This window comes from Devosia polycyclovorans, assembly GCF_042181575.1.
Lineage (GTDB): Bacteria > Pseudomonadota > Alphaproteobacteria > Rhizobiales > Devosiaceae > Devosia > Devosia polycyclovorans.
In genome coordinates this window covers 2,672,884-2,697,678 of the sequence record NZ_CP170082.1, presented here as the reverse complement: position 1 = coordinate 2,697,678, position 24,795 = coordinate 2,672,884, and the positions used below count along the sequence as shown (strand labels likewise).

Here is a 24,795-nt window from a genome sequence, read left to right as displayed (position 1 = left end):
ATTGGGCCGCTTAACCCGTATAAAACCACAATTCCGCGATAATCAGCCTCAACATGATAGAGGCGTGGCGCTCGGGCGCTTCGCGGCCAGTTTCAGGCCCAACGGCCATCTGAGGATCAAATGAGCGAAGTCTTCCATCGCATCCGCCGCCTTCCCCCTTATGTGTTCGAGCACATCAATCCGATCAAGGCCAGGGCGCGCGCCGAGGGCGTGGACATCATCGACCTGGGTATGGGTAATCCCGATCTGCCCACGCCAGAGCACATCGTGAACAAGCTCAAGGAAACGGTGCTCGACCCTCGCACGCATCGCTACTCGACCTCGAAGGGTATTCCCGGCCTACGGAAAGCCCAGGCCAGCTATTATGGCCGTCGCTTCGGTGTGAAGCTCAACCCCGATACGCAGGTCGTGGCCACACTTGGCTCCAAGGAAGGCTTTGCGAATATGGCTCAGGCTATCACCGCCCCAGGCGACGTGGTGCTGGTGCCGAACCCGACCTATCCCATACATTCCTTCGGATTCATCATGTCGGGTGGTGTCGTGCGCTCCATGCCGGCTGATCCCAATGAAGACTTCATGCGATCCCTTGATCGCGCCGTCCGCCATTCGATCCCCAAGCCCATTGCCCTGGTGCTGAACTACCCGGCAAATCCGACCGCCTATACGGCCGACCTCGACTTCTACACAGAGGTCGTCAAGTACTGTAAAGCCAACGACATCTTCATCCTCTCGGACCTGGCCTACTCTGAGATCTATTTTGATGACTCCCCGCCGCCGTCTGTCCTGCAGGTTCCCGGCGCAATAGACATTGCCGTCGAGTTCACCTCGATGTCCAAAACCTATTCGATGCCAGGCTGGCGTGTTGGTTTTGCCGTGGGCAATGAGCGTCTGATCGCTGCCCTGGCACGGGTGAAGTCCTATCTGGACTATGGTGCCTTCACGCCCATTCAGGTAGCCGCGGTAGCGGCTCTCAACGGCTCGGATTCTGTGGTCGACGAAGTCCGCAAGATCTATAAGCACCGCCGGGACGTCATGGTGGAAAGCTTCGGCAGGTCCGGATGGACCATTCCGGTGCCCCGCGCCACCATGTTTGCATGGGCACCAATCCCGGATCAGTTCGCCCATCTTGGTTCGCTCGAATTCGCCAAGCTGCTGGTTCAGGAAACCGGTGTCGCCGTGGCTCCGGGCGTCGGGTTCGGCGAATATGGTGATCAGTACATCCGCCTCGCCTTTGTCGAGAATGAGCAGCGCATCCGCCAGGCCGCCCGCAACGTCAAGAAACTGCTTGGCTCCAAGACGGGGCAGGGCAATGTGGTGTCACTCAAGGCCTGAGTAAGTCGGAGCCGGCCGCGCTAGCTCGAGGTTCCTTCCGCTTCGGCACGGAATGCCGCAGCGGTCGCCAGGGCAGAATGATGCGATCCGGACGCCTGTTCGCCCAGCATTGGCTGTACAACTCCTATTGACGGCTAGGCACTTTCCTATGCACATGTCGCCACCATGAGCGATATCCAGTCATTCCGCCAAGCCGTCGAATCTTTCATCTCCGCAAGAGGTTGGACGCCCACGCGTTTCGGTCGCATTGTCGCCGGCGATCCGCTGTTTGTGTTCGACCTGCGCGATGGTCGCGAACCGCGCAGCGAAACGCGCACGCGCATTCTCAAGGCAATGACCGAACTGGGTGATACGGACCGTCAGGCGCCACTGCGCGTTGGCGTGGCCGGCTTGGGCAATGTTGGCGCAACTCTTGTGCGCATTCTGCAGAAGGACGGAGCCGAGCTGACGCGTAAACTGGGCCGGCAACTCGAAGTGGTCGCCGTCGCCGCGCGCTCGCGTTCCCGCGATCGTGGCATCGATATTTCCGGCCTTGAGTGGTTCGACGATCCGGTCGCCCTGGCCAAGTGGGACGGCATCGATCTGTTTGTCGAACTGATCGGCGGCGAAGACGGTCCCGCCTTTGCGTCGGTCAAGGCCGCGCTGGAAATTGGCCGTCCCGTAGTCACAGCGAACAAGGCACTACTCGCCAAGCATGGCGTTACTCTGGCGCGCCTTGCCGAAGAGTCGGGCGCTCAGCTTGGGTTCGAAGCCGCGGTGGCCGGCGGCATTCCTGTCATCAAGACATTGCGCGAGGGCCTGGGGACTGCCCGGATCGCCAAGGTCTTCGGCATCATGAACGGCACCTGCAACTACATCCTGACGCGAATGGGCAATGAAGGAATCTCCTTTGCCAATTGCCTCAAGGATGCGCAGGCCTTGGGCTATGCCGAAGCCGATCCGACCTTTGACGTCGAGGGTTTTGATACAGCGCACAAGTTGTCAATTCTGGCCACGCTTTGTTTTGGCTACGAGATCGCGCCCGACAAGATGCGCGTGGAAGGCATTTCCAACATCACGCAACACGACATCCAGGTCGCGGCAGAGCTTGGTTACAAAATTAAGCTGCTGGGGATTGCCGAGCGGACCGAGATCGGCATCGAGCAACGTGTGCATCCAACGTTCGTCCCCAAGGGCAGCGCGATTGCCGGTGTCGATGGGGTTATGAACGCCGTCGCCCTCGAAACCGACCATGTGCACGAGTTGCTGCTGGCCGGTCCGGGCGCAGGTGGCCCACCCACCGCCTCTTCCGTGCTTTCTGACATTCTGGACATCGCACGCGGTACGCGCGTGCCACCACTTGGTGTGCCCAGTGACGAGCTGTTGCCCTATCGTGAGGCGCCGCATCGCGCGCACGAAGGGGGCTTTTACATCCGCCTCAGCGCCAAGGATGTGCCCGGCGCCCTGGCCGCTATCGCCACGCGCATGGCAGAAAAATCGATCTCGATCGATTCTGTCATCCAGCGGTCCGATTTGAGTGCCAAAGCCATCGCGCCGGATGGATCGCCTGCTCGCACTGTGGTGATGATCACTCAACAGACTTTGGAAACATCGGTACGCGAAGCGCTTGCACAGATCGCCGAGGATGGGTTCATAGTCGGCGAGCCGCAATTGATACGTATTGAGAAGCTCTGACACCAATCGGTTGAGCTTCAGGGGGGAATATGAAGCTCAACAAGGTCGACAATGATCGAGACCCGGCAAATCTGCACCGCACGCTGACACTTGAGATGGTGCGCGTGACCGAGCGCGCCGCCGTGGCAGCTGCGGAATGGCGGGGCAAGGGCAATGAAAAGGCGGCTGACGAGGCCGCCGTTGCCGGCATGAAGGCCGAACTGGACGAGGTTGCGATTTCCGGTCGCATTGTCATCGGTGAGGGCGAGCAATTCGAATGTGACGATCTCTATGTGGGCCAGTCAGTCGGTCAGGGCGTGGGGCCCGAGGTCGATATTGCCGTCGACCCGCTCGAGGGCGTGACGCTTTGCGCAAAGAATCAGCCCGATTCGCTCGTGGTGCTCGCAATGGCCGAACGCGGCGGTCTGCTCAACGTGGCCCGCAACGTCTATATGCACAAGATAGCCATTGGGGCCGGGTATGCGCCCGAGACGGTACATATCGAATGGTCGGCGACCGAGAATGTGAAAGCGCTGGCCAAGGCCAAGGGCGTGCCAATCTCCGAAATCACCGCCATTGTGCTTGATCGCCCGCGCCATGGCGGTCTGCTTGAAGAACTCCGTACGGCGGGCGTTTCAGTCAAACTGCTCAGCGACGGTGATATTGCCGGCGTTATCCACGCAGTGAACTCTGCCGACACCGGCGTTGATATTTACCTCGGCTCCGGCGGCGCTCCCGAGGGCGTGCTGGCGGCGGCGGCGTTGCGCTGTATCGGCGGCCACATGCAGGGCAAGCTCATTCTCGATACCCCCGACAAGCGCTTGCACGCCCGGGAGATGGGGATCGAAGACCCCAACCGCATCTACGATGTCACCGAACTGGCTTCGGGCGACGTCTTGTTCTCGGCCACAGGGGTCACCGACGGTTCATTGGCGGACGGCGTCAGGTTGCGGCGCGGTTGGGTTGAAACCTCCACCGTGGTCATGCGCAGTTGGAGCCAGACCACGCGGTGGATCAAGGCGCGGCACGCGCGCTAGCCATCTCAGCGCCCGGACGTGACGTTGAAGAACTGTGACCGGGGCCGCTTTTTGCGCCAAACATCCAGGATGCGCGCAACATTCTGCGCCGTCCCATCCAGAGACTGCAGTGCAAGGTCGTAGCGCCTGTCAATATGAATGGTCGCAAAGTCTTGGGCGGCACTACCCTCGCGCCGGTCGCCCCGCGTCGCTTCACGTCGAGCCAATTCAGCGAGCGGACAATGAACCGCGACAAAGAGGACATCGAACGGCTCAAGGAGCATTGCCAATTCCCCCTGGGCGTTCGGAGTTTCCAAAATATGTTCCACAATCAGATTGTTGCCCGCCCCTGCATAGGCAGCCAGCGAGCGATGGAAACCGTCGAAGAAATCTTGGCGCATGGCTTTCCAGTCGAAGTCACCAGATTTGATCCTTTCGGACGGCAGGACGCCGGAGTCGCGCAAGTGATCGATTGAAATGTGCCAGAACGGAAGGTCAATGCTGGATTGCAGCGAGCGGGCAATTGTGGACTTGCCGCTGCTGGACGCGCCGTGCAGAAAGATGATGCTACCATTTGACGACATGCTGCCCGGCTCCGATGGTACCAAGCTCAATCACGACTGCGCTGGGGTCGCAACCAGTAATCCTGCAACACGAGAGTCCGCAGCCCCCAACGATGCCCGTAGCCCCGCGACCCTTTCTTGATATCACCCAATCGGTCACCGGGCGGGCGTGGGTGGACCGCCTCGACGGCGTAGCCGCACGCAACGCGACGGCGATCAGCCAGCGTTTGGCAATTTCAGACATATTGTCCCGGATAATCGCCGCGCGCGGCGTCGGGCTCGATGAGGCCGAGACCTATCTCGAGCCGACCATACGCCAACTCATGCCCGACCCATCCACATTGGCAGGTATGGATGCGCTTGCCGAGAGGCTCGCCAGGGCCATCACCGACAATGAGGCCGTCGCCCTGTTTGGGGACTATGACGTAGATGGGGCCTGCTCTTGTGCCCTTATGGCCCGATATCTCAGGCATTTTGGCCTGGAGCCCCAAGTCCATATCCCTGACCGCATCTTTGAAGGCTATGGGCCAAATGTTGCGGCCATGGACAAGCTCATCGATGCCGGAGCAACTCTGATCATTACCCTTGACTGCGGCACCACCAGCGACGAGCCTATCGCCCATGCCGTCGGTCGGGGCGCTGATGTGCTGGTCATTGACCACCACTTGTCCGATCATGAGCTCCCGCCGGCCACGGCGCTGGTCAACCCGAACCGGCCTGACGATATTTCGGGCCTTGGTTACCTCTGCGCCGCGGGTGTCACATTCATGGTGCTGGTGGCCGTCAATCGCATACTGCGCAACCGCGGCGACACCGGCCTGCCCGATTTGCTGATGTTGCTCGATCTGGTGGCCCTGGCGACAATCTGCGACGTTGTTCCCCTAGTGGGGCTCAACCGCGCCTTTGTCCTGCGCGGTCTGGAGGTAGCGCGGCGCGGCGAAAAGCCTGGCCTTGCGGCTCTTGCGCTTGCGGCGCGCGCCTCAGGTCCGCTCAATCCCTATCATCTGGGGTTTCTCATCGGCCCGCGCATCAATGCCGGCGGTCGAATTGGCGATGCGGCTCTCGGCACGCGCCTCCTGGCCCTTGATGATGAACACCAGGCCATGGTGATCGCGGCCCAGCTTGACCAACTCAATGGCGAACGTCAGCGTATTGAAGTTGAGGCCGTGGAGCAGGCCACGGCAACAGCAGAGTCCGAAATCGGCGGTGGTGAGGGACCCCCTGTCCTGGTTCTGGCCTCGTCCGAGTGGCACCCCGGTGTTGTTGGCCTTGTGGCCGCCCGATTGCGGGAGCGCTTCGAACGGCCCAGTTTCGCCATTGCCCTCAATCCGGACGGAAGCGGCACCGGTTCCGGACGGTCCATGCCGGGAGTGGATCTTGGCAGTGCAGTGATCGAGGCCGTCGAGGCGGGGATCATTCCCAAGGGCGGTGGTCATGCCATGGCAGCCGGCGTCAGCCTGCGCGCTGGTGATCTCGGCCCGTTCCGGGCTTTCCTTGCGGATAGGCTGGAAGCCAGTGTCGGCGCTGCCCGTGCCGCGTCGGCGATCAAGATCGATGCCGCGCTGACCGCGCGGGGGGCTAGTGTAGATCTCCTGCATAACCTCGAGCGCGCCGGACCATATGGAGCGGGCAATCCCTCGCCAGTATTTGCGTTTCCCGCCCACCGGGCCCGCTTTCCCCAGATCGTTGGCAAAGGCGGACACGTCAGCTTCTCGTTGGCATCGGACGATGGTGCCAAACTCAAGGCAATAGCCTTCAGGGCGGCCGGAACGGCGCTGGGCGACATCCTGATGCGCGGTGGCGATCAACCACTGCACTTTGCAGGCGGCCTGACCATCGACCACTACCAAGGCCGGGAACAGCCGCAGTTTCGCCTGATCGACATAGCTCGATTGCCACGGTGATCAGCGGGCGATCCAAACCCATATCGCCTTCGTAGTGCATTCGAGTGGTCGGCGTGAGGTTGCCAGTCGACGACAGGCGGCTTGCATATCCAATTGCGGCAGCTAAACTATATTCAGGTGTCCGGGGGGAGGCGACGCCTCTCCAGCAGGGCCATTCTGACGCGAATGCTTGGCGACGGGCCTACGCTGCGCCGCCACTTGTTGTTACAGTTGGACCAAGCGGCACAATGACAAAAACAGCCGTCGAACATTCTCAGACCGGCGCTTCTCTCTGGACGCACCTGACCTCCTGGCTGGTGGAACAGGTTGGTGTCTCCTTGATCGGCAAGCCCATGTATGGGTCGCTGACCGTGATCTTTCCCAATGGTCGCACTAGGACCGTGGGGCAGGGGAACGTGGGGGAGCATGCCACGCTGCGCCTCAACAACCTCAAGGTCATTTCCGAGGCCATGCAGCGCGGCACCGTCGGGTTTGCCGCTGCCTACATGAATGGTCACATCGAGTCCGATGATTTGACCACGCTTTTCCGCTTCTTCCTGCAAAACCGCGACATGTTCGACGCGGCGGGCAAGGGCTTCTTTCGCCGTGCCGCCGCCGATCTGCACTATCACCTGTCGCGCCGCAACACCCTGGAAGGATCCAAGAAGAACATCGCCGAGCACTACGACCTCGGCAATGATTTCTATGGCCAGTGGCTCGATCCCTCTATGACCTATTCCTCCGCGGTCTTCACCTCGGGGGACCAGAGCCTGGAAGAGGCGCAACTGGCCAAATACCGCCGTGTGGCTGACATGGCCGGCATTACGGAAGGCTCTTCCGTACTTGAGATCGGCTGCGGCTGGGGCGGCTTCGCCGAGACGGTCGCGCGCGACTACCAGGCCAACCTGCGAGGGATCACTCTGTCGGCAGAGCAGCTCAAGTTCGGACTGGAGCGGCTGAAGCGCCAGGGCCTCGATCAATATGCTAGTCTCGTCTTCGAAGACTATCGCCACACCCAGGGGCAGTTCGACCACATTGGTTCAATCGAGATGATCGAGGCTGTTGGGGAAGACAACTGGCCGAGCTACTTCCAGACCCTGCACGATCGTCTCAAGCCAGGCGGCACGGCGGCCATCCAGGCCATTACCATCAATGAAGCCGACTTCGAAGGGTATCGATCCGGCCCGGATTTCATCCAGCGCTATATCTTCCCCGGGGGCATGCTGCTGACCAAGACGGTCATGAAGGAATTCGGCGAGCGCTATGGCTTGGCGCTGGAACAGGTGGAAACCTTCGGCCAATCCTATGCCAGGACCCTGCGGCTCTGGCGTGAGCGCTTCCTTGAACGATGGCCGATGATCGCTCCGCTGGGCTATGACGAGTTCTTCAAGCGCAAATGGGTCTATTACCTCTCCTATTGTGAGGCCGGTTTCGCCGAGGGCTCGATTGATGTCGGCATCTATCAATATCGCCGGCCGTCCTGAACCTGCACTCACATGACTCGCCCAGAGGGTGAAACGAATCCCCCGGGCATAGCAGGCCAAACACTCAACTTCGTTCGTGCAGCGAGTCGGCGACCGTGCTCGCCACCCTCAGGCCTTGCTGACCAAAGCGCAGGGGCGGCGATCGCCATGGCAGCCGAATCCTCGGTGCACCGGCGCCCTGCGCCAGCAACACGGCGACCAAAACATCGCCATCAAGGAGGGTATGCGTCATCGCCGCCCAGCGACCTCTTTTGCGTCGCGCAATCAGGCGCCGAGTCGTGGCATCGTATAGGTAAGTCTTGGAGAGATTGGTACGCCCAAGGGGAATCGAACCCCTGTTTACGCCGTGAGAGGGCGTCGTCCTGACCGCTAGACGATGGGCGCACGGTCATCGCTCTCTGCCGTCCCGCATGCCTGGAAAGGCAGGGGAAGGTGGTACGCCCTAGGGGAATCGAACCCCTCTCTGCACCGTGAAAGGGTGCCGTCCTAACCGATAGACGAAGGGCGCATCAGCGCGATGGGCGTCGTATAATGGGGTGCCTTGGATTGTGCAACCCCGTTTGCATTGATCGCGTGAGGTTTTTTTCTCCAGGCCAGTTTATCAACAGCCGGAGAAGGTAACGGGCCTGCGATAGCCGCGTGGCCTGTCGCGGACATCGATATGGATGAAACTGCGCCCCGGATAGCAGCCCAGCCCGCCCACACCGTCGACTGTCATGGCAAAAGCGATCAAATCCTGCTTGGAAACACCTGGAATGTAGAAATCCGCCGCCATACACTTGGTGTGATACGAGTTGTCGGCGCCGCCCACAGAGGCATTATGGAAGGCGTTCCGGTATCCCGAGTTCATCACCACTTTTCTGCCGAAGCGACCCTCGAACTCCCAGATCACGAACCGCAGCTTTGGCGAGATGCACAGCGCATTCACCTTGTTCGAGCTGACATAGGTGCCCCAGTCCTGTTTCAGGCCCGAATAGCCGGGACCACTGCCGCTGGCGAACATGGCCATGGGCACACAGCCCGCGAGCACTACTGTGAAGGCGAACGCGACAGAGATAAGACGTAGGAGGCGAGACATGGCGACCTTCCCGTGGCGTGTCGCATATTGGCAACAGGCAAAGGGTAGTGGGGTTCAGTCGCTAAAATTAGATCGGTTTCGCTAACCGCACGCTAAGCGGTACAGTTAGCGAAACCTTAAGTTTGGCAATCGCTTACCAGGATCCGGTATTGGGCATCGAGGCCCAGGGTTCCTGCGGCTCAAGGTGGCCGTCCTGGATCAGTTCGACAGAAATACCGTCGGGCGAGCGGACGAAAGCCATATGCCCGTCGCGAGGCGGCCGGTTGATCGTTACACCCATGTCCGACAGGTGCTGACAGAGCGCATAAATGTCCTGAACCCGGTAGGCGAGATGGCCGAAATTCCGGCCCCCGGCATAGGGCTGAGGATCGGGGTCCCAGTTGTAGGTTAGCTCGACTTCGCCACCCTCGTCGCCCGGAGCGCGCAGGAAAATGAGGGTGAAGCGGCCTTTTTCATTATCGGTGCGCCGCACCTCCTCCAGGCCCAGCCCCTCGCAATAGAACCGAAGGCTTTCCTCGACATCGGTGACTCGCACCATGGTGTGCAAATACTTCAAGGCATTCTCCTTTGGCTTATGTTGCGGCCATGGCCTAGCAAGCCTGCACCTTAGCCGCAATGACGCGCTTCCGGCACCTGTCAACAAAATCGCAAGATCTTCTTAACTTTTGCCGCTGAATCGGCCAGACTGTGGATTGTCTAGTGAGGCGTACCCGCAAGTTGCGGGCGAGTGAAAAGGCGTTTGGAATATGGGGGCCAATGGCAATGGCGAGGGTCACGGTGCCATCAACCTGACGCAGTCGGGTGAGGCGGTGCGTGACGACCATACGCAGACTGGTCATGAGCCGGCCAGCGATACCATTGAAGTGGCAGGCACAATCAAGTGGTTCGATGCCGGCAAGGGCTTTGGGTTTATTGTCCCGGACAATGGTATGGCCGATGTTCTTCTGCATGTGACCTGCCTGCGCCGCGATGGTTATCAGACCGCCTATGAAGGTGCGCGCATCGTGGTGGAGGCGCTCAATCGCCCGGGCGGCCTTCAGGCTTTTCGCGTGGTTTCCATGGATGAGTCCACAGCCCGCCATCCTTCGCAGATGCCCGCGCCACGCACCCATGTGGTGGTCGAGGCAACGTCCGGCATGGTTCGGCTGGAGGTGAAATGGTTCAATCGCATCCGTGGCTTCGGGTTTCTTTCCGCGGGCGACGGTACGCCTGACATTTTTGTCCACATGGAAACGTTGCGACGTTTCGGCATCACGGAATTGCGTCCGGGACAATTTGTTCTGGTGCGCTATGGTCAGGGGCCCAAGGGCCTTATGGTCGCCGAAATTCGGCCCGACGGCTGGGGCGAGGCGCCGTCCTCGCACTAGGGCCCAATAGTCGCTTCAGGGACAAGTCGCTGGAACATGTTGAACTGTTCGCAACCGCCCAATCGGCGCTTCCAACCATTGAGGGCCGCAGCGGCAGTCGCCGCAGCTTTGCTCATCAGTCTGCCATTGTCCGCGTGCAGCGAAGAGTCGCGCCTGGTCATCCACGCGAAGAGTGGAGATCACGCCTTCAACGTCGAAGTTGTCGACACGCCTGAGACGCGGGCAAAGGGGCTGATGAACAGGCTGGAGCTGGCGGACGACGCGGGCATGCTGTTCGATTTCCGGGAGGAGCGGCCGGTGTCGTTCTGGATGCAGAGCACCTTCATCCCGCTCGACATGCTCTTCATCGAGGCCGATGGCACGATCCTAAACATTCACGTCAATGCGCGTCCGCACGACAGGACATCCATACCATCCGCTGGTCCGGTCCAGTTCGTTCTGGAAATTCCCGGCGGCCGTTCGGTCGAGCTGGGTATTGATGCTGGCGATACTGTCGAGCACCCGCGGATCACAGCCGCGCAATGACCATACAGTCGATCACTGCCCACAGGTGAAGGCTGGCGCCGCCCACCACGAACACATGCCACAAGGCGTTCTGGAACTTCAGCTTTTCCCACAGATGGAAGATGATTCCGGCCGAATAGGTGACCCCGCCTGCCAACAGCAGCCACATGGTTGAGGAGGGCAGGACCTGCCCGAGAGACTGGAAGACCAACACGCCACTCCAGCCGATGGCCAGATACAGCAGGATGGCCACCCGCCCGAAGCGTTCGGGCACGATCAGCTTGAGAGCAACCCCGACCAGTGACGCGCCCCACACGAGGCTCATCATGATCACTCCGCTTGTCGTGCCGCCGATCACGGCAAGAAACGGGGTATAGGAGCCGGCGATAAAGAGAAAGATCGCGGCTTGATCTAGCCTTGCAAGGTAGTTCTTGGCGGGGGTATTCGGCCAGAGGTTGAAGGCGAGGGACACCCCAAGCACAACCACCAGGGTGACGACATAAACGGCCAGGGCAGGGAAGACCTCAGGCGCCGTGTGCAGGAGTGCCAGGGCGAGCAGGATCGATCCGGCGGCAATTGCGACAACCAGGCCCAGAATGTGGACCGCTGCATCGACAACGAGTTCGGCAGTCGAATAGGCACGGCGCAGGCGCATGCCAAGCTTGGTCTGTGAGGGAACAGCGTGGGTCATCATCCTGCCTCCTTGCCGAAATGGTGTGGCGCGGATGTGACCAAGACGTTTCCATTCAGCTCACTATCCGCAAAAGTGACGGGCAACAAAGATTTCTGGTGAACAATCCCTTGCCTGTCCTGCGCTGGCTTGACGTGTAACGCTGCCGTTACTTTAACCGGCAGCATGACCCGACGTATCAAGCCTCCTGTTGCGCTCTACTCCGCCCTCGCCGACGCCACGCGGTGCCGCATCATCGAAATCCTACAATCCGGCCCTTTGCCCGTGCATACGCTGGCTGACGCCTTTGCGATCAGCCGTCCGGCCATCTCACGGCATCTGCGCGTGCTCAAGACCGCCGGATTGGTGGCCGAGGTCAAGAAAGGGCGGGAAAATCTGTATGCCCTCAAGCCCGCCAGGCTCTCAGGGGCGACAAGGTGGATCGATGCCGTGTTCCAGCGCGAGAACGAGGGCGGCGCCGTCCCGGAACGGCCTGCGCAAGCGGCCAACACGCAAAGGCCGGAGCGGTCAGCAGCAAAACCGTCTCAGTCCACGCCAACGGAAAGGTCGCGCCCGACAAGGACGGTCAATCTCCTGGCTGAAGCGGCAGAGCCTCCGCTGTTCCCGCCCAAGACCGAGAAGACCCCGCGCGAAACCAGACAAGCGCCAGCCAATCAGATGGGTTTTGATTTCTAGAGCAAGGTCTGTGGAGCGGGCAGGGGACCCATTATTGGAGCGTTCTCCTGCGGGCGCGCAAATGTCTGCGCCACGGCACGCTCAAAGTCCCCTGGCGTCCACATGATCTGGGTGGGCGACAGTCTGTGTTCGACCGACCCCAGCGCGGCTCGCGCGCCAAGAGCGATGGGCCGGATTGTCTGCCCGATGAGTTGTGAGGCAGCCATCGCAGCGCCAATGTCTTTGCGCTGGTCGCCTATGTACCAGATCACGTCATTGCGCCGAAGGTCCCGGCCAATGCTGTTCAGCGCCGCAACGATCGAATCGGGCCATGGCTTTCCGCGCGAGACGTCTTCGCGGAAGATTGCGGCCTGGAAGTACTGTCGCAGATCAAAGGCCTCCAGAACGTCATGGCCGTAACCGCGGCCCAGCCCATTGCTGACGACGCCGAGAGCGACTCCTTCGGACCGCAGTTTTTCCAGCACGCTCCGCATTGTTTCGCACGGTTCAAGCATTTGCTCGACGCTCTTGCGCCGAACCTTGTGAATTGCGCGATGGACAAGGAGTCTTGGCGCTCGTTGCGTCTTCCCCATGCTGCGGCGCGCCAGCCGGAAGCGTGCCACCAGACGCCCTGCTCGATGCGAGCAGTCGTCCAGGAATTCCAGCATCTGCAACACACGCGGGTTGATGTGATGCACCAATGTCCCATCGAGATCGAACAACACGATGGTGGGTCGGTTTACGTTTTCAGCCAGTGGTCTTGCCCCCAGTGGACACCCAAATTGGCCCAATTCGCCCCTCCGGACAACCTTTTTCGCGGAGAGGGCCTGCTGTGTATGGAACTAATAGAGCATTGCGTGGGATCGCGTGTGCGTGCTGCTGTGCAGGGTGGCGATCCCGACAGGATTCGAACCTGTGACCAACAGCTTAGAAGGCTGCTGCTCTATCCAGCTGAGCTACGGGACCGACAGGGCCTGTTTAACTCATTTTGTGCTCAAGGCCATACCCCTCGTCGAAAAGCCTCAACCGGCTTCCTGCACTGGTACGTGCATCGTGCTTTCTCGAACGACGAGTTCCGAGTTGAGCACAATTCGCATTGGGCCACGGCGATGTTCAGCGTCTTCCAGTATATCGATCAGCATCTCGGCTGCCATGCGTCCCAGCAGCTCGCGCGGTTGGCGCATGGTCGTCAGTGGCGGGGTGTAATGCGCAGCAACACCAAGATCGTCGAATCCCACCATGGAGATATCCCGCGGACAGATCAGGCCGTGCTGGCGCAGGCCGGAAAGAAACCCGATCGCCGATTCGTCATTGGCAGCGAAAACAGCGCTCGGACGCTCGTTGAGAGACATGAAGTGCGCAGCCGCGGCGAACCCGCTCTCCATTTCGAAATTGCCGCGAAACATCCATTGCTGTTGCACAGTGAGCCCAGCACGCGTCAGCGCATTGGTGTAGCCCGCCAACCGGTCGCGGGCCACCGCATTGTGCTCTGGTCCGAGAAGATGCGCTATGCGCCGGTGTCCGAGGTCGAGCAGATGCCGGGTGGCTCGCTCGGCGGCAGCCAGATTATCGGTAAGAACAGTGTGGAAACCCGAATTGGGTATCTCCTCGCAAGCGACAACCAGCGGCACCGAATTTGGCGGGCGGGAGAGTGTCTGCAGCGTCGCCGGGTCCAGTGAGCCGTCAAGTAGCAGCAAACCGTCGGCCCTGTTGGACAACATATAGTCCTGCAGCCTTTGCGCTGGCGTCCTGGCCAGAAACAGATTGGCTACCAGAACGCCGTAACCGCGATTGGTCGCTTCCCGTTCGACCGCGTCGAGAATGGACGAGAAGAAGGAATTGCGAATGTCGGGCAGCGCAACCAGAATTGTCTTGGCCGTGCGCTGCCGCAAGGAGCGCGCCGCCTGGTTCAACGTGTAACCGGTTACACGAATAGCCTCTGACACACGTGCTCGTGTGCTCTCGCTCACCCTGTCCGGGCTGGACAAAGCGCGGCTCACAGTAGCAGTTGATACATTCGCAAAACGCGCAACGTCTTGAATCGTCGGCGTTTTCTTCACTTCTGACATGGCCGGCAGCGCCCCCTCCCGCTGTCAGTTATGGAAACGGTCTAAAACGAACTTGACATCTCCGCAAGGCTTGTATGAAACTCCTGAAATCGATTGCACAACGGGTAAGCAAGCCCAAGTGCAATCGATTACACACATTCGCGGGCTGCCCATTTGGAAGGGCGACTATGCGTCTGGTGCATCGCTGGAGCGTTAGCTCCTCGTGTTCGTTGGGAGGACAACCTATGAAGAAGTTTGCAGTGGTTGCCGCTATGGCAACTGCTTTCCTTGGCTCCACGTCTGCTTATGCTGTGGACCTGGAGGTAACCCATTGGTGGACGTCGGCTGGTGAAGCCGCGGCCATTGCCGAATTTGCCGAGCTTTTTGAAGAGAAGACCGGCAATAACTGGGTCGACAGTGCTCTGGCTGGTTCGGGCACCGGCGCCAACCCCGTCATCATCAGCCGCATTATCGGCGGCGATCCGATGGGTGCCACGCAGATGAATACCGGCCGCGACGCCGAGGAACTCATCCAGGCAGGCCTGATGCGCGACCTGACCCCGATCGTCGAAGAAATGGGCGGTCTCGACTTCTACGTCGATCAGTCCCTGCTCGAGCCCTGCATGTATGAAGGCGGCATTTACTGTCTGCCGATCAACATCCACTCGTGGGACTGGCTGTGGCTTTCCACCAAGGCCTATGAAGAAATCGGTCAGCCCGTGCCGACCAACTGGGATGAGTACGTTGCCTCCTGGCCGGCTCTCCAGGAAGCTGGTATCCTGCCGTTCGGTCTTGCCACCGGTTGGCCCTTCTCGGGCGTTCCGGGTGTGCTGATGTCCGGCCTGGGTGGTTCGGATCTCGTCCTCGCCATCAACCGCGACAAGAGCGCCGATGCCGTTCGCGGCGAAGAGTTCCGCAAGGTCGCCGAAGCTCTCGACGATCTGCGCCAGGTGATCTCGCCTGAAATGATGGTCCCCTCCTTCGGTGACGTGGGCAATCAGATCCTGGCCGGTGAAGTTGCCGGTAACATCCACGGTGACTGGCTTGCTGGTGACCTGCAGGTTGCTGGTGGCGTCGCGGGCGAAGACTATGAATGTCTCCCGGCCCTCGGCCTTGGCGATCAGCTGACCGGTGGCGGTGACTCGTTCTACTTCCCGGTTCTTCCTGAAGGCACCGATCCGGCCGTGATCCAGGCTCAGGCCGATCTGGCCAAGATCCTGATCTCGCCGGAAGGCCAGCTGAACTTCAACCTGGTCAAGGGCTCCATGCCCATCCGCACCGATATCGATCTGTCGGCCGCCAACCCCTGCATGCAGAAAGCTATCGGCATGCTCGACAAGGGCCTGCTGCCCTCGGGTGACTTCGCGCTCTCCAGCGATACCCAGCAGCAGCTCCAGGACCTCAACACCGAGTTCCTCGACGACGACAACATCACTGTCGATGACTACATCGAGCGTTATGCCTCGATCATCGAGTCTGCTGACTGATAGTCGCTATGTTGGGGCGGGGCTCCGGTCCCGCCCTTGAGACGCGGTGGTCGACCTTTTCGACAAGGTCGACCACTTCCTTATGGAGAGAGATGTAATGGCGGACACAGCCGTTCACACCGGGGAGGGTGCGCAGCAAGTTGCTCGGCCGAGCCTCCTGAATAGAATTTTCCTGCACAACCTGTCCGGCAAGATAGCGGCTATCCCCATGATGGCGACGGTGCTGATCGTCTTCATCGGTTGCACCATCTGGACCATCTATTTTTCTTTCACCAATTCCAGGCTGTTGCCGACCGGCAGCTTTGTGGGATTTGACCAGTACGAACGCCTGTTCTCGACCTCGCGCTGGAATGTCTCGGTGACCAATCTGGTCACCTATGGCGTCTTCTCTCTGGTCTTTACCCTTGGCTTTGGCTTTCTGCTGGCGGTCCTGATGGACCAGAAGATCCGTTTTGAAAGCGCCTTCCGCACCATCATGCTCTATCCCTTTGCGCTGTCCTTCATTGTGACGGGCCTTGTCTGGCAGTGGATCATGAATCCAACGCTTGGCCTGCAGGGAACGATGCGCAATCTGGGCTGGGAGAGCTTCACCTTCGACTGGATTGCCAATCCGCGCATGGTGCTTTTCGCGCTGCTGATCGCGGGTCTTTGGCAGGGCGTAGGCTTCTGCATGGTGCTCATGCTGGCAGGTTTGCGCGGTGTCGACGAAGAAATCTGGAAGGCCGCGCGTGTCGATGGCATTCCGACTTGGCGCACCTACATTTCGGTCGTGCTGCCCATGATGCGCGGCGTTCTCGTCACTGCAGTGGTGCTGATCGGGTCCGGCATTGTTCGCCTCTATGACCTTGTTGTGGCTCTGACCAATGGCGGGCCAGGCATCTCGTCGGAAGTGCCGGCGAAATACGTCTACAACTACATGTTCTCAGCCGGCAATATTGGCCAGGGCCTGGCCGCGGCGACAATGATGCTGCTGACAGTCCTGATCATTATGGTCCCCTGGGCCTATCTTGAATTCGGTGGAAGAGGGCGCCGCTGATGAGCCAGACCGCAACAATGTCCGGCTCCAAGCCGACCGCAACTCCCAACGCTGGTGTCGAACCGCGCGGGCCCAGGCCCAAGCCGTTCTTCACACCAAAGAAGATCATGCTCTACACGACGCTGGTCTTCTTCAGCCTCTACTTCCTGTTCCCGCTCTACGTGATGCTGGTGACGTCTTTCAAGACGATGCCGGAAATCCGGTTCGGCAACATCTTCGCATTTCCCGGGCAGATCAATTTCGATGCCTGGGTGAAGGCCTGGACCAGCGCCTGTACCGGCCTGACATGTGAAGGTCTTGCGCCTGGATTCTGGAACTCGGTGAAGATCACCATCCCCTCTACGATCGTGTCGATCTTCATCGCGGCAGTGAACGGCTACGCCTTGGTGAACTGGCGGTTCAAGGGTTCGGAGATCTTCTTTTCCATCCTGATTTTCGGCTCCTTCATCCCCTATCAGGTGTTCCTGTATCCGTTGGTGATGATTACCCGCGAACTGGGCATTTTCGGTACGCTGCAGGCCGTCATCATCGTGCATACCATTTTCGGCATGCCGATCCTGACTCTGCTGTTCCGCAACTACTTCGCCTCGCTGCCGGTGGAATTGTTCAAGGCCGCCCGCGTCGACGGAGCAGGGTTCTGGCGCATTTTCTTCGAGATCATGCTGCCCATGTCGCTGCCGATCTTCGTGGTGGCACTGATCCTTCAGGTCACCGGCATCTGGAACGACTTCCTGTTCGGTGTGGTATTCGCTGGTACGCAAAACCTGCCCATGACCGTGCAGCTCAACAACATCGTCAATTCGGCTCAGGGTACGCCTGAATACAACGTCAACATGGCTGCAACCGTGCTGACCGGGCTCGTGCCACTGATCATCTATTTTGTGTCCGGCAAGCTGTTCGTACGCGGCGTCGCCGCCGGCGCCGTGAAGGGATAAGATCCTATGCAAACAAGTGTTTCCATCAAAGACCTCTCGCTCAACTTCGGCAACGTCAAGGTCCTCGAGCATCTTGATCTCGACATCGCCCAGGGCGAGTTCATCGTCCTGCTCGGGCCGTCCGGCTGCGGCAAGTCCACTTTGCTGAATTGTATCGCCGGCCTGCTGGACGTGTCGGACGGACAGATCTTCATCAATGGCAAAAATGTCACCTGGGAAGAGCCCAAGGATCGCGGCATCGGCATGGTGTTCCAGTCCTATGCGCTTTACCCGCAGATGTCGGTTGAGAAAAACCTCAGCTTTGGCCTGCGCGTTGCCGGCATGCCCAGGGCGGAGATTGATCGGCGCGTGAAGCGCGCCGCTGAAATCTTGCAGATTGAGCCCCTCTTGCATCGCAAGCCGGCCAATCTCTCGGGCGGCCAGCGCCAGCGTGTCGCCATTGGCCGCGCCCTGGTGCGCGATGTGGACGTGTTCCTTTTTGACGAGCCGCTGTCCAACCTCGACGCCAAGCTGCGTTCAGACCTGCGCGTCGAAATCAAGCGCCTTCACCAGCGCCTCAAGAACACCATGATCTACGTGACCCACGATCAGATCGAGGCCCTGACGCTGGCGGATCGCATCGCCATTATGAAGAACGGCGTCATCCAGCAGTTGGCCGACCCGCACACCATCTACAACAAGCCGGTCAATCTCTATGTTGCCGGGTTTGTTGGGTCTCCTTCGATGAACTTCATCGAGGGTACGCTGAACGGTGGTACGTTCACGGCCCAGGATGGTACCGTGATACCAGTTGGCGCCTATGAATTTGCCGCTGCCGCACCGGCCGGTGCAATCAAAGCGGTGCTCGGTGTTCGTCCCGAGCATGTCTTTGTCGGAGAAGCGGCTGCAGACATGCCCTTCAAGACCGAAGTGGAAATTGAAATCGTCGAGCCCATGGGGTCCGAGACCTTGGCCTGGACCAAGGTCGCCGGCGTGGCGGTCACGTTCCGCTGCAGCAGCGATATTGACATTAAGGACGGCGATAAGATCACCGTCGGTTTCGATATTGCACGCGGCTCCCTGTTCGATACGGGCTCTGAGGCCCGCCTCTAACGCCTATTTATCAAGACTGCGGTGGCGCTCAGATGGCGCCACCGACCGCCGGTTTCGGCATCCATTTTACTTTTCTGGTGATCGATCTGTCTGGCTGCGGCGACGACAGCCTGGAAGCTGGCTATCTCCCGCATTGACGCGACACCGACTCTCAAATCTCTCTGACGAGGCCACTCATGGACTTTTCATATCAGCTTTATAGCGCTCGCAACGAAGCGTCCCTGGACGATACGCTCAAGACCTTGTCCGGTCTGGGCTACACCCAGGTCGAAGGCTGGGGCGGTCAATTTGCCGATCCGGCAGCGCTCGCCCAGAGCCTCAAAAATGCGGGCCTGACCATGCCGACAGCTCATATGGGCTACGGCCAGTTGGAGGATACCGACGCCGCCCTCAAGATTGTTGAGACCGTCGGCATCCAGACTGTCTATTGCCCGGCGCCGCCGTCCGAGGAGTTCCGCACCGGTGGTGGCGATTGGCAGCAATTCGCCGAGGGCCTCGCCAAAGTCGCCGCAGCCTTCAAGGCTGCTGGCAAGGGTTTTGGCTACCACAATCACCACTGGGAATTCGGCAAGGATGCGAACGGCAAGACGCCGATCGAGCTGATCCTCGAAGCTTCGCCCGACACGCAGTGGGAAATGGACCTGGCCTGGGTTATCCGCGCCGACGAAGATCCGATTTTCTGGATGGACAAGCTGGGTAGCCGCATCACCGCTGTGCACGTCAAGGACATCGCGCCTGCCGGCGAAAAGACCGATGAGGACGGCTGGGCAGATGTGGGCACCGGTACCTTGGACTGGCCGAACTATATCAAACAGATCAAGGCCAAGACCAAGGCCCGCTACTTTGTGGCCGAGCATGACAAGCCGAGCGATGCCATTCGCTTTGCCCGCAATGCCGCAGCGGCGCTCAAGGGCTACGGAGTCTGACAATGGCAAAGACTTTTGGCGTCGGCATCATGGGTGCCGGCAACATCTCCGCCGCCTATCTCCGTCTCGCCCCCCTGTTCAAGGGTCTCGAGGTGCGCGCCGTGGCCGATATTCGTCCCGAGGCGGCAAAGCAGCGCGCTGACGAATTTGGCGTAAAGGCCCAGACGCCCGATGAATTGCTCAAGAACAGCGAGCTGGACGTCATCGTCAATTTGACCATTCCCTCGACCCACTACCAGGTGTCGATGGACATCGTTTCGGCCGGCAAGCACTCCTATTCGGAAAAGCCCTTCGTGCTGACCGTGGAAGAGGGCCTGGCCCTCAAGAAGGCTGCGGATGAAAGGGGTCTCAAGGTCGGTTCCGCTCCGGACACTTTCCTCGGTGGTGCGCACCAGCAGGCGCGCGAGATCATCGATAGCGGCAAGCTGGGCAAGATCATGAGCGGCACGACGCACGTGATGAGCCGCGGCATGGAGCACTGGCACCCCAATCCGGACTTCTTCTTCCAGCCCGGCGGTGGCCCGATCCTCGACCTTGGTCCTTACTACATCACCAATCTCGTGCATCTGCTCGGGCCTGTGAAGAAGCTTTCGGCTTTCACCAACATGGCGCGCAGCGAGCGCGTGGTGACCGCTGAAGGCCCGAACAAGGGTAGCATCATCAAGGTTGGCACTCCGACTACGATTCACGGCATTCTTGAGTTCCACAACGGCGCTGTAGTCACCATCGGCGCCAGCTGGGACGTGGCGGCCCATGGCCACCACAATATCGAGCTCTATGGCACCGACGGCTCAATCTTCGTGCCGGATCCGAACTTCTTCGGGGGTGACCTGGTCACCACGGGCATCGAGGGCACCCGTACCCCGGTCGAGCCGTGGGATCATCCCTTCGGCAAGCCGAACCAGGATCTCGACAAGGACACGCCGCGCGCCAACTACCGTTGCGCCGGGCTGGCCGACATGATGCAATCCGTCGAGACCGGCGAGACCGCTCGCTGCGGCCTCGACGTTGCCTTGCATGTCGTAGAGGTCATGACCGGCCTGCTGGAAGCGGGAGAAAGCGGACAGGTGTTGACGCTGAAGACCACTTGCGAGCGGCCACGGGCGCTCGGCATTGCCGAGGCACAGGCCTTGCTGCGGGCTTGATGGACGTGCCTCATTGACAGGCTCGCAGTGCCGGTCAAGATTAGCGCCTAACATGTCAGGGCGGCGAGAAATCGCCGCCCGTCATACATGCGGGGTGGACAACCCGCAAAGACAAAGGGACTAACCCCGCGCATGCGGCTTGCGGGGCAACAAGAGGAGAAACCACATGGCAACCAACATCAAGGGCCCGGCGATATTCCTGGCTCAGTTCGCGGGCGACACTGCGCCTTTCGACACGCTCGACAATATCTGCAAGTGGGCGGCCGATCTGGGTTATAAGGGTGTGCAGATCCCCAGCTGGGTTTCCAGCTTCATCGACCTCGAGAAAGCCGCAAACTCAAAGACCTACGCCGACGAGATCAAGGGCGTCGTCAACAGCCACGGGCTCGAAATAACCGAGCTCTCGACCCATCTACAGGGCCAGCTGGTTGCGGTGCATCCGGCCTATGACACGGCTTTTGACGGCTTTGCGCCCGCCAGCGTCCACGGCAATCCGAAGGCCCGCCAGGAATGGGCTGTCCAGACCATGCTGCATGCGGCCAAGGCGTCTCAGAACCTTGGGCTGACCGGCCACGCCACCTTCTCCGGTGCTCTGGCTTGGCCTTATGTTTATCCCTGGCCGCAGCGCCCCGCAGGCCTGGTGGAGGAAGCCTTTGACGAGCTGGCCCGCCGCTGGACCCCGATCCTGAATGCCTTTGACGAAGCCGGTGTCGATGTCTGCTACGAAATCCACCCCGGCGAGGACCTGCACGACGGCGTTTCCTACGAGATGTTCCTTGAGCGCGTGAACAACCATCCCCGCGCCAATCTGCTGTATGATCCGAGCCACTTCGTGCTGCAGCAGCTCGACTACCTGGACTACATCGACATCTACAAGGACCGCATCAAGGCCTTCCACGTGAAGGATGCCGAGTTCAACCCGACCGGTCGTCAGGGCGTCTATGGCGGCTTCCAGTCCTGGGTGAACCGGGCAGGGCGCTTCCGCTCGATCGGCGATGGCCAGGTGGATTTCCCGGCAATTTTCGCCAAGATGGCAGCGAACGACTTCAAGGGCTGGGCCGTGCTCGAGTGGGAGTGCGCGCTCAAGCATCCTGAGGACGGTGCGCGCGAAGGTGCCGAACTCATCCAGAGCTATATCATCCGCGTCACCGAAAAGGCCTTCGATGATTTCGCCAGCGGCGGAACCGACAAGGCGGCCAACCGCAAGATGCTGGGCTTGAGCTAAGATTATTCCCGCTTTAGCGGGAATGGCCCTCTCAACGCGAACAGTCTGCTAACGACAAGGACACACAAAATGGCCGAAAACGGCGCAAAACCCATTCGTCTTGGCATGGTCGGCGGCGGTACAGGCGCCTTTATCGGCTATGTCCACCGCATCGCTTCACGCATTGATGGCGACTTCGAACTGGTGGCCGGCGCGCTGTCGTCGCGCCCCGAAGTTGCCAAGGAATCCGGGAAAAACCTCGGTCTCGCTGAGGACCGGATCTACACCTCCTACGAGGAGATGGCCAAGGCCGAAGCTGCGCGACCCGACGGAATTCAGGCCGTGTCTATCGTCACGCCCAACCATATGCACTTCGGACCCACCAAAGCCTTCCTCGAGGCCGGCATCCACGTCATTTGCGACAAGCCGATCACCTCAAGCCTTGAGGACGCCCGCAAGCTATTGGAAATAAAGCCGAAAAACGGGGCGAAATTCCTGCTGACGCACAATTACACGGGCTACCCGCTGATCCGTCAGGCGCGCGAGCTCGTCGCGTCCGGGGCCTTGGGCAAGATTCGCGTTGTGCAGGCCGAGTACGCCCAGGACTGGCTCACCGAACCGGCTGACGAAGACAACAAGCAGGCCGCCTGGCGCACTGATCCGGCGCGCTCCGGCGCTGGTGGCTGTATCGGCGATATCGGCACCCATGCCTACAATCTGCTGCGATTTGTCACCGGCCTGAAGACCGAGGCCGTCGCAGCCGATCTGACCGCCTTCGTGCCGGGTCGCCAGCTCGACGACAACGTCCACATCATGCTGCGCTTTGAAAGCGGGGCCAAGGGCATGCTTTGGGCGAGCCAGGTGGCTGTAGGCAAGGAAAACGGCCTTCAGCTGCGCGTTTATGGCGACAAGGGTGGCCTTGAATGGAGTCAGGAAAACCCGAACTATATGTGGTTCACCGAGTTCGGAAAGCCGCGCCAGCTGATCACCCGCGGCGGCTCGATTTCCGTGCCGCCGGCCGCCTCGATGAACGTTCGCATCCCCGCAGGCCATCCCGAAGGCTACCTCGAAGCCTTCGCTACGCTCTACAGCCAGTTCGCTTCCGTCATTCGTGGCGACGGTGCCGACTTCGAGGAACTTCTGCCGACGATGGCTGATGGCATCGAAGGCATGCAGTTCATCACTGCCTCGGTGAAGTCCAGCCAGAACGACAGCAAATGGACGAGATTTTCGGACGTCTAGTCACGCCAGCTGAGCCTCGAATGCAAGCCGGGGGCGATGCCTCCGGCTTTTCTATTGCAGCCGCCTGATGTCAAAACCCTGGTCTTCAAGCAGAAGAACGACGCTGTTTTGGCCGGCCAGATGGGCGGCCCCAACAACCAGCAGGGCCTCCTCATTGCGCGCGAGCATGGCATCGATCTGCTCGACCCAGTCCGCATTCCGATGGTCGATGAGGCGTTCGACCATGCCCTCGTCATAACCACCCATCTGGGCTGTGAATATCGCGCCCAATTGCTCGGGCTGTCCATCAGCCCAGGCTTGAACCATCTGGTCGATGTCGGTCTCCATGATGTCTAGCGTATCCAGGGTGGCGACCAGCATGGCGATCTGCTCTGCCTCATTCCCACTGGCCAGAAAGCCGAGTTGCTGTTCTGGCGTTTCAAGGAATCCGACGCGTTCGGCCGGGACTTCTGTTGCCAGAACAGCCTCGACGCCGAGTGTGGTGTCATAGCCTGACTCCAGCAACGGCCCGGTCGAGAGGGTTGTAGCGGCCATCCAGGGTTTCATGGTCAGCAGCGTGGCCATCGGGATGCCATATTCGGCCGCCGCTTCCCGAAGCCGGGACGTCAGCTCTGCGCCGATGATTTCGCTGAGCAGCCTGCCGTCGCGATTGAACCCTAGATCAAAGGTCAGAGGCATGACGGCCATCTGTGCCTCAATGCTGATATCGGTCTCAAAATAGACTCGCTCGGCCTTGGATACGATCTTGTCCAGCACCGGGCCGCGCCAATCCGTATCGGCACGCAGCAGATGCACCGAACCAAACAGCCAGACCGAGCTGTCCTCATCGCTGACCTTCCAGAGAGCCGGCGCTGCCGATGCGCCAGTCATCCCCACCAGGGTGAAGAAAAGCAGAGCGGAAAATAGGCGGTGAAGCATAGCGATACATCCGGTTATCGGTTGAACCTATCGCCGAAAAGCAAAGCGCCGCAATCTCTTGCGGCGCAAAAGCGAATCAATCTGCTAGCAGGCTTTAATGCGTCCAGGGCGTCTTGCGGTCGGACCGGAAATTGTCTGGATAGCTCACGCGCTTTGGCGTTGGCTCGTGGACGGGCTGGACCGAATAGGGAATACCATTGCGCTGCGCATAGGCTTCCGCCTCTTCCAGCGTTTCAAACGACAAGCGGACCTGCTGATTCATGTCCGAACTTGTGGTGTAGCCCATCAGAGGATCGATGCTGCGCGGCGTGGTTGATTCGTGGACGAGCACCCATTGCTTGGACTTGCCCTTGCCGGACTGCATGGCGTTGCGGGCGGGGCGATAGATACGGGCGGTCATGCAAAGTCCTCAACACGATGCGGGCGAATGGTCGGAGTACAAAGATTCGAACTTTGGACCCCCGGTTCCCAAAACCGGTGCTCTACCAGGCTGAGCTACACTCCGACATCGCAACCCCCAGTTAGCGTGTTCCCTGA

General features: G+C 60.0%; 24 protein-coding genes and 4 tRNA genes. 16 read left to right on the top strand and 12 right to left on the bottom strand.

All coding sequences use genetic code 11. The features are described 5' to 3' along the window. Positions 1 to 120 precede the first annotated feature (120 nt). From ACE4RL_RS13585 to glpX, 3 genes are all read left to right on the top strand, one after another. Entirely contained in the window at positions 121 to 1,332 is a 1,212-nt protein-coding gene (locus ACE4RL_RS13585; RefSeq protein WP_375597653.1) for an LL-diaminopimelate aminotransferase, read from the top strand. Positions 1,333 to 1,665: 333 nt separating this feature from the next. After that, complete coding sequence (locus tag ACE4RL_RS13580) at positions 1,666 to 3,006, top strand: homoserine dehydrogenase (protein WP_375600284.1); 1,341 nt, start codon at positions 1,666 to 1,668, stop codon at positions 3,004 to 3,006. Positions 3,007 to 3,035: 29 nt separating this feature from the next. Next, positions 3,036 to 4,022, top strand: coding sequence for a class II fructose-bisphosphatase (gene glpX / locus ACE4RL_RS13575; RefSeq protein ID WP_375597652.1), 987 nt, complete (start codon positions 3,036 to 3,038; stop codon positions 4,020 to 4,022). A 5-nt stretch (positions 4,023 to 4,027) separates the two neighbouring features. On the opposite strand, the gene ACE4RL_RS13570 is transcribed toward glpX, so the two are convergent. Next, positions 4,028 to 4,585, bottom strand: a complete 558-nt coding sequence (locus tag ACE4RL_RS13570; protein ID WP_375597651.1) for a chloramphenicol phosphotransferase CPT family protein — start codon at positions 4,583 to 4,585, stop codon at positions 4,028 to 4,030. 92 nt (positions 4,586 to 4,677) lie between these two features. Here ACE4RL_RS13570 and recJ point away from each other — a divergent pair, with 92 nt between their 5' ends. Both recJ and ACE4RL_RS13560 read left to right on the top strand, forming a co-directional pair. Further along, positions 4,678 to 6,468: a single-stranded-DNA-specific exonuclease RecJ gene (gene recJ, locus ACE4RL_RS13565; RefSeq protein ID WP_375597650.1), complete on the top strand. Its 1,791-nt coding sequence runs from the start codon at positions 4,678 to 4,680 to the stop codon at positions 6,466 to 6,468. A gap of 227 nt (positions 6,469 to 6,695) precedes the next feature. Continuing rightward, on the top strand, positions 6,696 to 7,931 hold the full coding sequence (locus ACE4RL_RS13560) for a class I SAM-dependent methyltransferase (protein WP_375597649.1): 1,236 nt from the start codon (positions 6,696 to 6,698) through the stop codon (positions 7,929 to 7,931). 309 nt (positions 7,932 to 8,240) lie between these two features. Here the strand turns inward: ACE4RL_RS13560 and ACE4RL_RS13555 are convergent. From ACE4RL_RS13555 to ACE4RL_RS13540, 4 genes are all read right to left on the bottom strand, one after another. Then, positions 8,241 to 8,315 (bottom strand) — tRNA-Glu (locus tag ACE4RL_RS13555). A 49-nt stretch (positions 8,316 to 8,364) separates the two neighbouring features. After that, positions 8,365 to 8,439, bottom strand: a tRNA-Glu gene (locus ACE4RL_RS13550). Positions 8,440 to 8,532: 93 nt separating this feature from the next. After that, positions 8,533 to 9,009, bottom strand: coding sequence for a YcbK family protein (locus ACE4RL_RS13545; protein WP_375597648.1), 477 nt, complete (start codon positions 9,007 to 9,009; stop codon positions 8,533 to 8,535). Positions 9,010 to 9,142: 133 nt separating this feature from the next. Continuing rightward, entirely contained in the window at positions 9,143 to 9,565 is a 423-nt protein-coding gene (locus ACE4RL_RS13540) for a VOC family protein (protein WP_375597647.1), read from the bottom strand. A gap of 190 nt (positions 9,566 to 9,755) precedes the next feature. On the opposite strand from ACE4RL_RS13540, the gene ACE4RL_RS13535 reads away from it, so the two are divergent. Together ACE4RL_RS13535 and ACE4RL_RS13530 are read left to right on the top strand one after the other, a co-directional pair. After that, positions 9,756 to 10,376, top strand: a complete 621-nt coding sequence (locus ACE4RL_RS13535; RefSeq protein ID WP_375597646.1) for a cold-shock protein — start codon at positions 9,756 to 9,758, stop codon at positions 10,374 to 10,376. A gap of 126 nt (positions 10,377 to 10,502) precedes the next feature. Further along, positions 10,503 to 10,901 carry a DUF192 domain-containing protein gene (locus tag ACE4RL_RS13530; protein WP_375597645.1) on the top strand — a complete coding sequence of 133 codons (399 nt, stop codon included), beginning with the start codon at positions 10,503 to 10,505 and terminating at the stop codon, positions 10,899 to 10,901. Here ACE4RL_RS13530 and ACE4RL_RS13525 read toward each other — a convergent pair. Continuing rightward, complete coding sequence (locus tag ACE4RL_RS13525; RefSeq protein WP_375597644.1) at positions 10,885 to 11,571, bottom strand: hemolysin III family protein; 687 nt, start codon at positions 11,569 to 11,571, stop codon at positions 10,885 to 10,887. The two genes, ACE4RL_RS13530 and ACE4RL_RS13525, sit on opposite strands and share 17 nt — an antisense overlap. Positions 11,572 to 11,736: 165 nt before the next feature. On the opposite strand from ACE4RL_RS13525, the gene ACE4RL_RS13520 reads away from it, so the two are divergent. Continuing rightward, positions 11,737 to 12,246, top strand: a complete 510-nt coding sequence (locus tag ACE4RL_RS13520) for an ArsR/SmtB family transcription factor (RefSeq protein WP_375597643.1) — start codon at positions 11,737 to 11,739, stop codon at positions 12,244 to 12,246. On the opposite strand, the gene ACE4RL_RS13515 is transcribed toward ACE4RL_RS13520, so the two are convergent. The 3 genes from ACE4RL_RS13515 to ACE4RL_RS13505 form a co-directional block, all read right to left on the bottom strand. After that, complete coding sequence (locus tag ACE4RL_RS13515) at positions 12,243 to 12,950, bottom strand: HAD hydrolase-like protein (RefSeq protein WP_375597642.1); 708 nt, start codon at positions 12,948 to 12,950, stop codon at positions 12,243 to 12,245. The genes ACE4RL_RS13520 and ACE4RL_RS13515 overlap by 4 nt on opposite strands. A 164-nt stretch (positions 12,951 to 13,114) precedes the next feature. After that, positions 13,115 to 13,191, bottom strand: a tRNA-Arg gene (locus ACE4RL_RS13510). A 56-nt stretch (positions 13,192 to 13,247) separates the two neighbouring features. Next, positions 13,248 to 14,294, bottom strand: a complete 1,047-nt coding sequence (locus ACE4RL_RS13505; RefSeq protein WP_375597641.1) for a LacI family DNA-binding transcriptional regulator — start codon at positions 14,292 to 14,294, stop codon at positions 13,248 to 13,250. Between the two features lie 224 nt (positions 14,295 to 14,518). On the opposite strand from ACE4RL_RS13505, the gene ACE4RL_RS13500 reads away from it, so the two are divergent. The 8 genes from ACE4RL_RS13500 (at position 14,519) to ACE4RL_RS13465 (ending at position 23,340) form a co-directional block, all read left to right on the top strand. Beyond that, a complete protein-coding gene (locus ACE4RL_RS13500) occupies positions 14,519 to 15,760 on the top strand; it encodes an ABC transporter substrate-binding protein (RefSeq protein ID WP_375597640.1) in 1,242 nt (413 codons plus the stop codon). Positions 15,761 to 15,857: 97 nt separating this feature from the next. Beyond that, the gene (locus tag ACE4RL_RS13495; RefSeq protein WP_375597639.1) at positions 15,858 to 16,796 is read left to right on the top strand and encodes a carbohydrate ABC transporter permease; all 939 of its coding nucleotides are present in this window, start codon (positions 15,858 to 15,860) and stop codon (positions 16,794 to 16,796) included. Further along, positions 16,796 to 17,731 (top strand): carbohydrate ABC transporter permease, encoded by a 936-nt coding sequence (locus tag ACE4RL_RS13490; protein WP_375597638.1) that lies wholly within the window; start codon positions 16,796 to 16,798, stop codon positions 17,729 to 17,731. The genes ACE4RL_RS13495 and ACE4RL_RS13490 overlap by 1 nt, the downstream gene beginning before the upstream one ends. A 6-nt stretch (positions 17,732 to 17,737) precedes the next feature. Continuing rightward, positions 17,738 to 18,823 carry an ABC transporter ATP-binding protein gene (locus ACE4RL_RS13485; RefSeq protein WP_375597637.1) on the top strand — a complete coding sequence of 362 codons (1,086 nt, stop codon included), beginning with the start codon at positions 17,738 to 17,740 and terminating at the stop codon, positions 18,821 to 18,823. A gap of 176 nt (positions 18,824 to 18,999) precedes the next feature. Continuing rightward, on the top strand, positions 19,000 to 19,749 hold the full coding sequence (locus tag ACE4RL_RS13480; RefSeq protein WP_375597636.1) for a sugar phosphate isomerase/epimerase family protein: 750 nt from the start codon (positions 19,000 to 19,002) through the stop codon (positions 19,747 to 19,749). Positions 19,750 to 19,751: 2 nt separating this feature from the next. Beyond that, positions 19,752 to 20,894, top strand: coding sequence for a Gfo/Idh/MocA family protein (locus ACE4RL_RS13475; RefSeq protein WP_375597635.1), 1,143 nt, complete (start codon positions 19,752 to 19,754; stop codon positions 20,892 to 20,894). A 166-nt stretch (positions 20,895 to 21,060) separates the two neighbouring features. Then, entirely contained in the window at positions 21,061 to 22,119 is a 1,059-nt protein-coding gene (locus ACE4RL_RS13470) for a sugar phosphate isomerase/epimerase family protein (RefSeq protein WP_375597634.1), read from the top strand. 69 nt (positions 22,120 to 22,188) lie between these two features. Continuing rightward, positions 22,189 to 23,340, top strand: coding sequence for a Gfo/Idh/MocA family protein (locus tag ACE4RL_RS13465; RefSeq protein ID WP_375597633.1), 1,152 nt, complete (start codon positions 22,189 to 22,191; stop codon positions 23,338 to 23,340). A 51-nt stretch (positions 23,341 to 23,391) separates the two neighbouring features. Here the strand turns inward: ACE4RL_RS13465 and ACE4RL_RS13460 are convergent, their stop codons facing one another. The 3 genes from ACE4RL_RS13460 to ACE4RL_RS13450 all read right to left on the bottom strand — a co-directional run bounded on the left by ACE4RL_RS13460 (position 23,392) and on the right by ACE4RL_RS13450 (position 24,763). Continuing rightward, positions 23,392 to 24,258 carry a TraB/GumN family protein gene (locus tag ACE4RL_RS13460; RefSeq protein WP_375597632.1) on the bottom strand — a complete coding sequence of 289 codons (867 nt, stop codon included), beginning with the start codon at positions 24,256 to 24,258 and terminating at the stop codon, positions 23,392 to 23,394. Positions 24,259 to 24,352: 94 nt separating this feature from the next. Beyond that, positions 24,353 to 24,658 carry an ETC complex I subunit gene (locus ACE4RL_RS13455; protein ID WP_375597631.1) on the bottom strand — a complete coding sequence of 102 codons (306 nt, stop codon included), beginning with the start codon at positions 24,656 to 24,658 and terminating at the stop codon, positions 24,353 to 24,355. Positions 24,659 to 24,686: 28 nt separating this feature from the next. Beyond that, positions 24,687 to 24,763 (bottom strand) — tRNA-Pro (locus ACE4RL_RS13450). Positions 24,764 to 24,795: the final 32 nt, after the last annotated feature.

Bases quoted from the DNA above. Each gene is read 5' to 3' on its own strand.
- ACE4RL_RS13585 (WP_375597653.1), top strand. From the start codon at position 121: ATGAGCGAAGTCTTCCATCGCATCCGCCGCCTTCCCCCTTATGTGTTC.
- ACE4RL_RS13580 (WP_375600284.1), top strand. From the start codon at position 1,666: ATGACCGAACTGGGTGATACGGACCGTCAGGCGCCACTGCGCGTTGGC.
- glpX (WP_375597652.1), top strand. From the start codon at position 3,036: ATGAAGCTCAACAAGGTCGACAATGATCGAGACCCGGCAAATCTGCAC.
- ACE4RL_RS13570 (WP_375597651.1), bottom strand. From the start codon at position 4,585: ATGTCGTCAAATGGTAGCATCATCTTTCTGCACGGCGCGTCCAGCAGC.
- recJ (WP_375597650.1), top strand. From the start codon at position 4,678: ATGCCCGTAGCCCCGCGACCCTTTCTTGATATCACCCAATCGGTCACC.
- ACE4RL_RS13560 (WP_375597649.1), top strand. From the start codon at position 6,696: ATGACAAAAACAGCCGTCGAACATTCTCAGACCGGCGCTTCTCTCTGG.
- ACE4RL_RS13545 (WP_375597648.1), bottom strand. From the start codon at position 9,009: ATGTCTCGCCTCCTACGTCTTATCTCTGTCGCGTTCGCCTTCACAGTA.
- ACE4RL_RS13535 (WP_375597646.1), top strand. From the start codon at position 9,756: ATGGGGGCCAATGGCAATGGCGAGGGTCACGGTGCCATCAACCTGACG.
- ACE4RL_RS13525 (WP_375597644.1), bottom strand. From the start codon at position 11,571: ATGACCCACGCTGTTCCCTCACAGACCAAGCTTGGCATGCGCCTGCGC.
- ACE4RL_RS13520 (WP_375597643.1), top strand. From the start codon at position 11,737: ATGACCCGACGTATCAAGCCTCCTGTTGCGCTCTACTCCGCCCTCGCC.
- ACE4RL_RS13505 (WP_375597641.1), bottom strand. From the start codon at position 14,294: ATGTCAGAAGTGAAGAAAACGCCGACGATTCAAGACGTTGCGCGTTTT.
- ACE4RL_RS13500 (WP_375597640.1), top strand. From the start codon at position 14,519: ATGAAGAAGTTTGCAGTGGTTGCCGCTATGGCAACTGCTTTCCTTGGC.
- ACE4RL_RS13495 (WP_375597639.1), top strand. From the start codon at position 15,858: ATGGCGGACACAGCCGTTCACACCGGGGAGGGTGCGCAGCAAGTTGCT.
- ACE4RL_RS13490 (WP_375597638.1), top strand. From the start codon at position 16,796: ATGAGCCAGACCGCAACAATGTCCGGCTCCAAGCCGACCGCAACTCCC.
- ACE4RL_RS13485 (WP_375597637.1), top strand. From the start codon at position 17,738: ATGCAAACAAGTGTTTCCATCAAAGACCTCTCGCTCAACTTCGGCAAC.
- ACE4RL_RS13480 (WP_375597636.1), top strand. From the start codon at position 19,000: ATGGACTTTTCATATCAGCTTTATAGCGCTCGCAACGAAGCGTCCCTG.
- ACE4RL_RS13475 (WP_375597635.1), top strand. From the start codon at position 19,752: ATGGCAAAGACTTTTGGCGTCGGCATCATGGGTGCCGGCAACATCTCC.
- ACE4RL_RS13470 (WP_375597634.1), top strand. From the start codon at position 21,061: ATGGCAACCAACATCAAGGGCCCGGCGATATTCCTGGCTCAGTTCGCG.
- ACE4RL_RS13465 (WP_375597633.1), top strand. From the start codon at position 22,189: ATGGCCGAAAACGGCGCAAAACCCATTCGTCTTGGCATGGTCGGCGGC.
- ACE4RL_RS13460 (WP_375597632.1), bottom strand. From the start codon at position 24,258: ATGCTTCACCGCCTATTTTCCGCTCTGCTTTTCTTCACCCTGGTGGGG.
- ACE4RL_RS13455 (WP_375597631.1), bottom strand. From the start codon at position 24,658: ATGACCGCCCGTATCTATCGCCCCGCCCGCAACGCCATGCAGTCCGGC.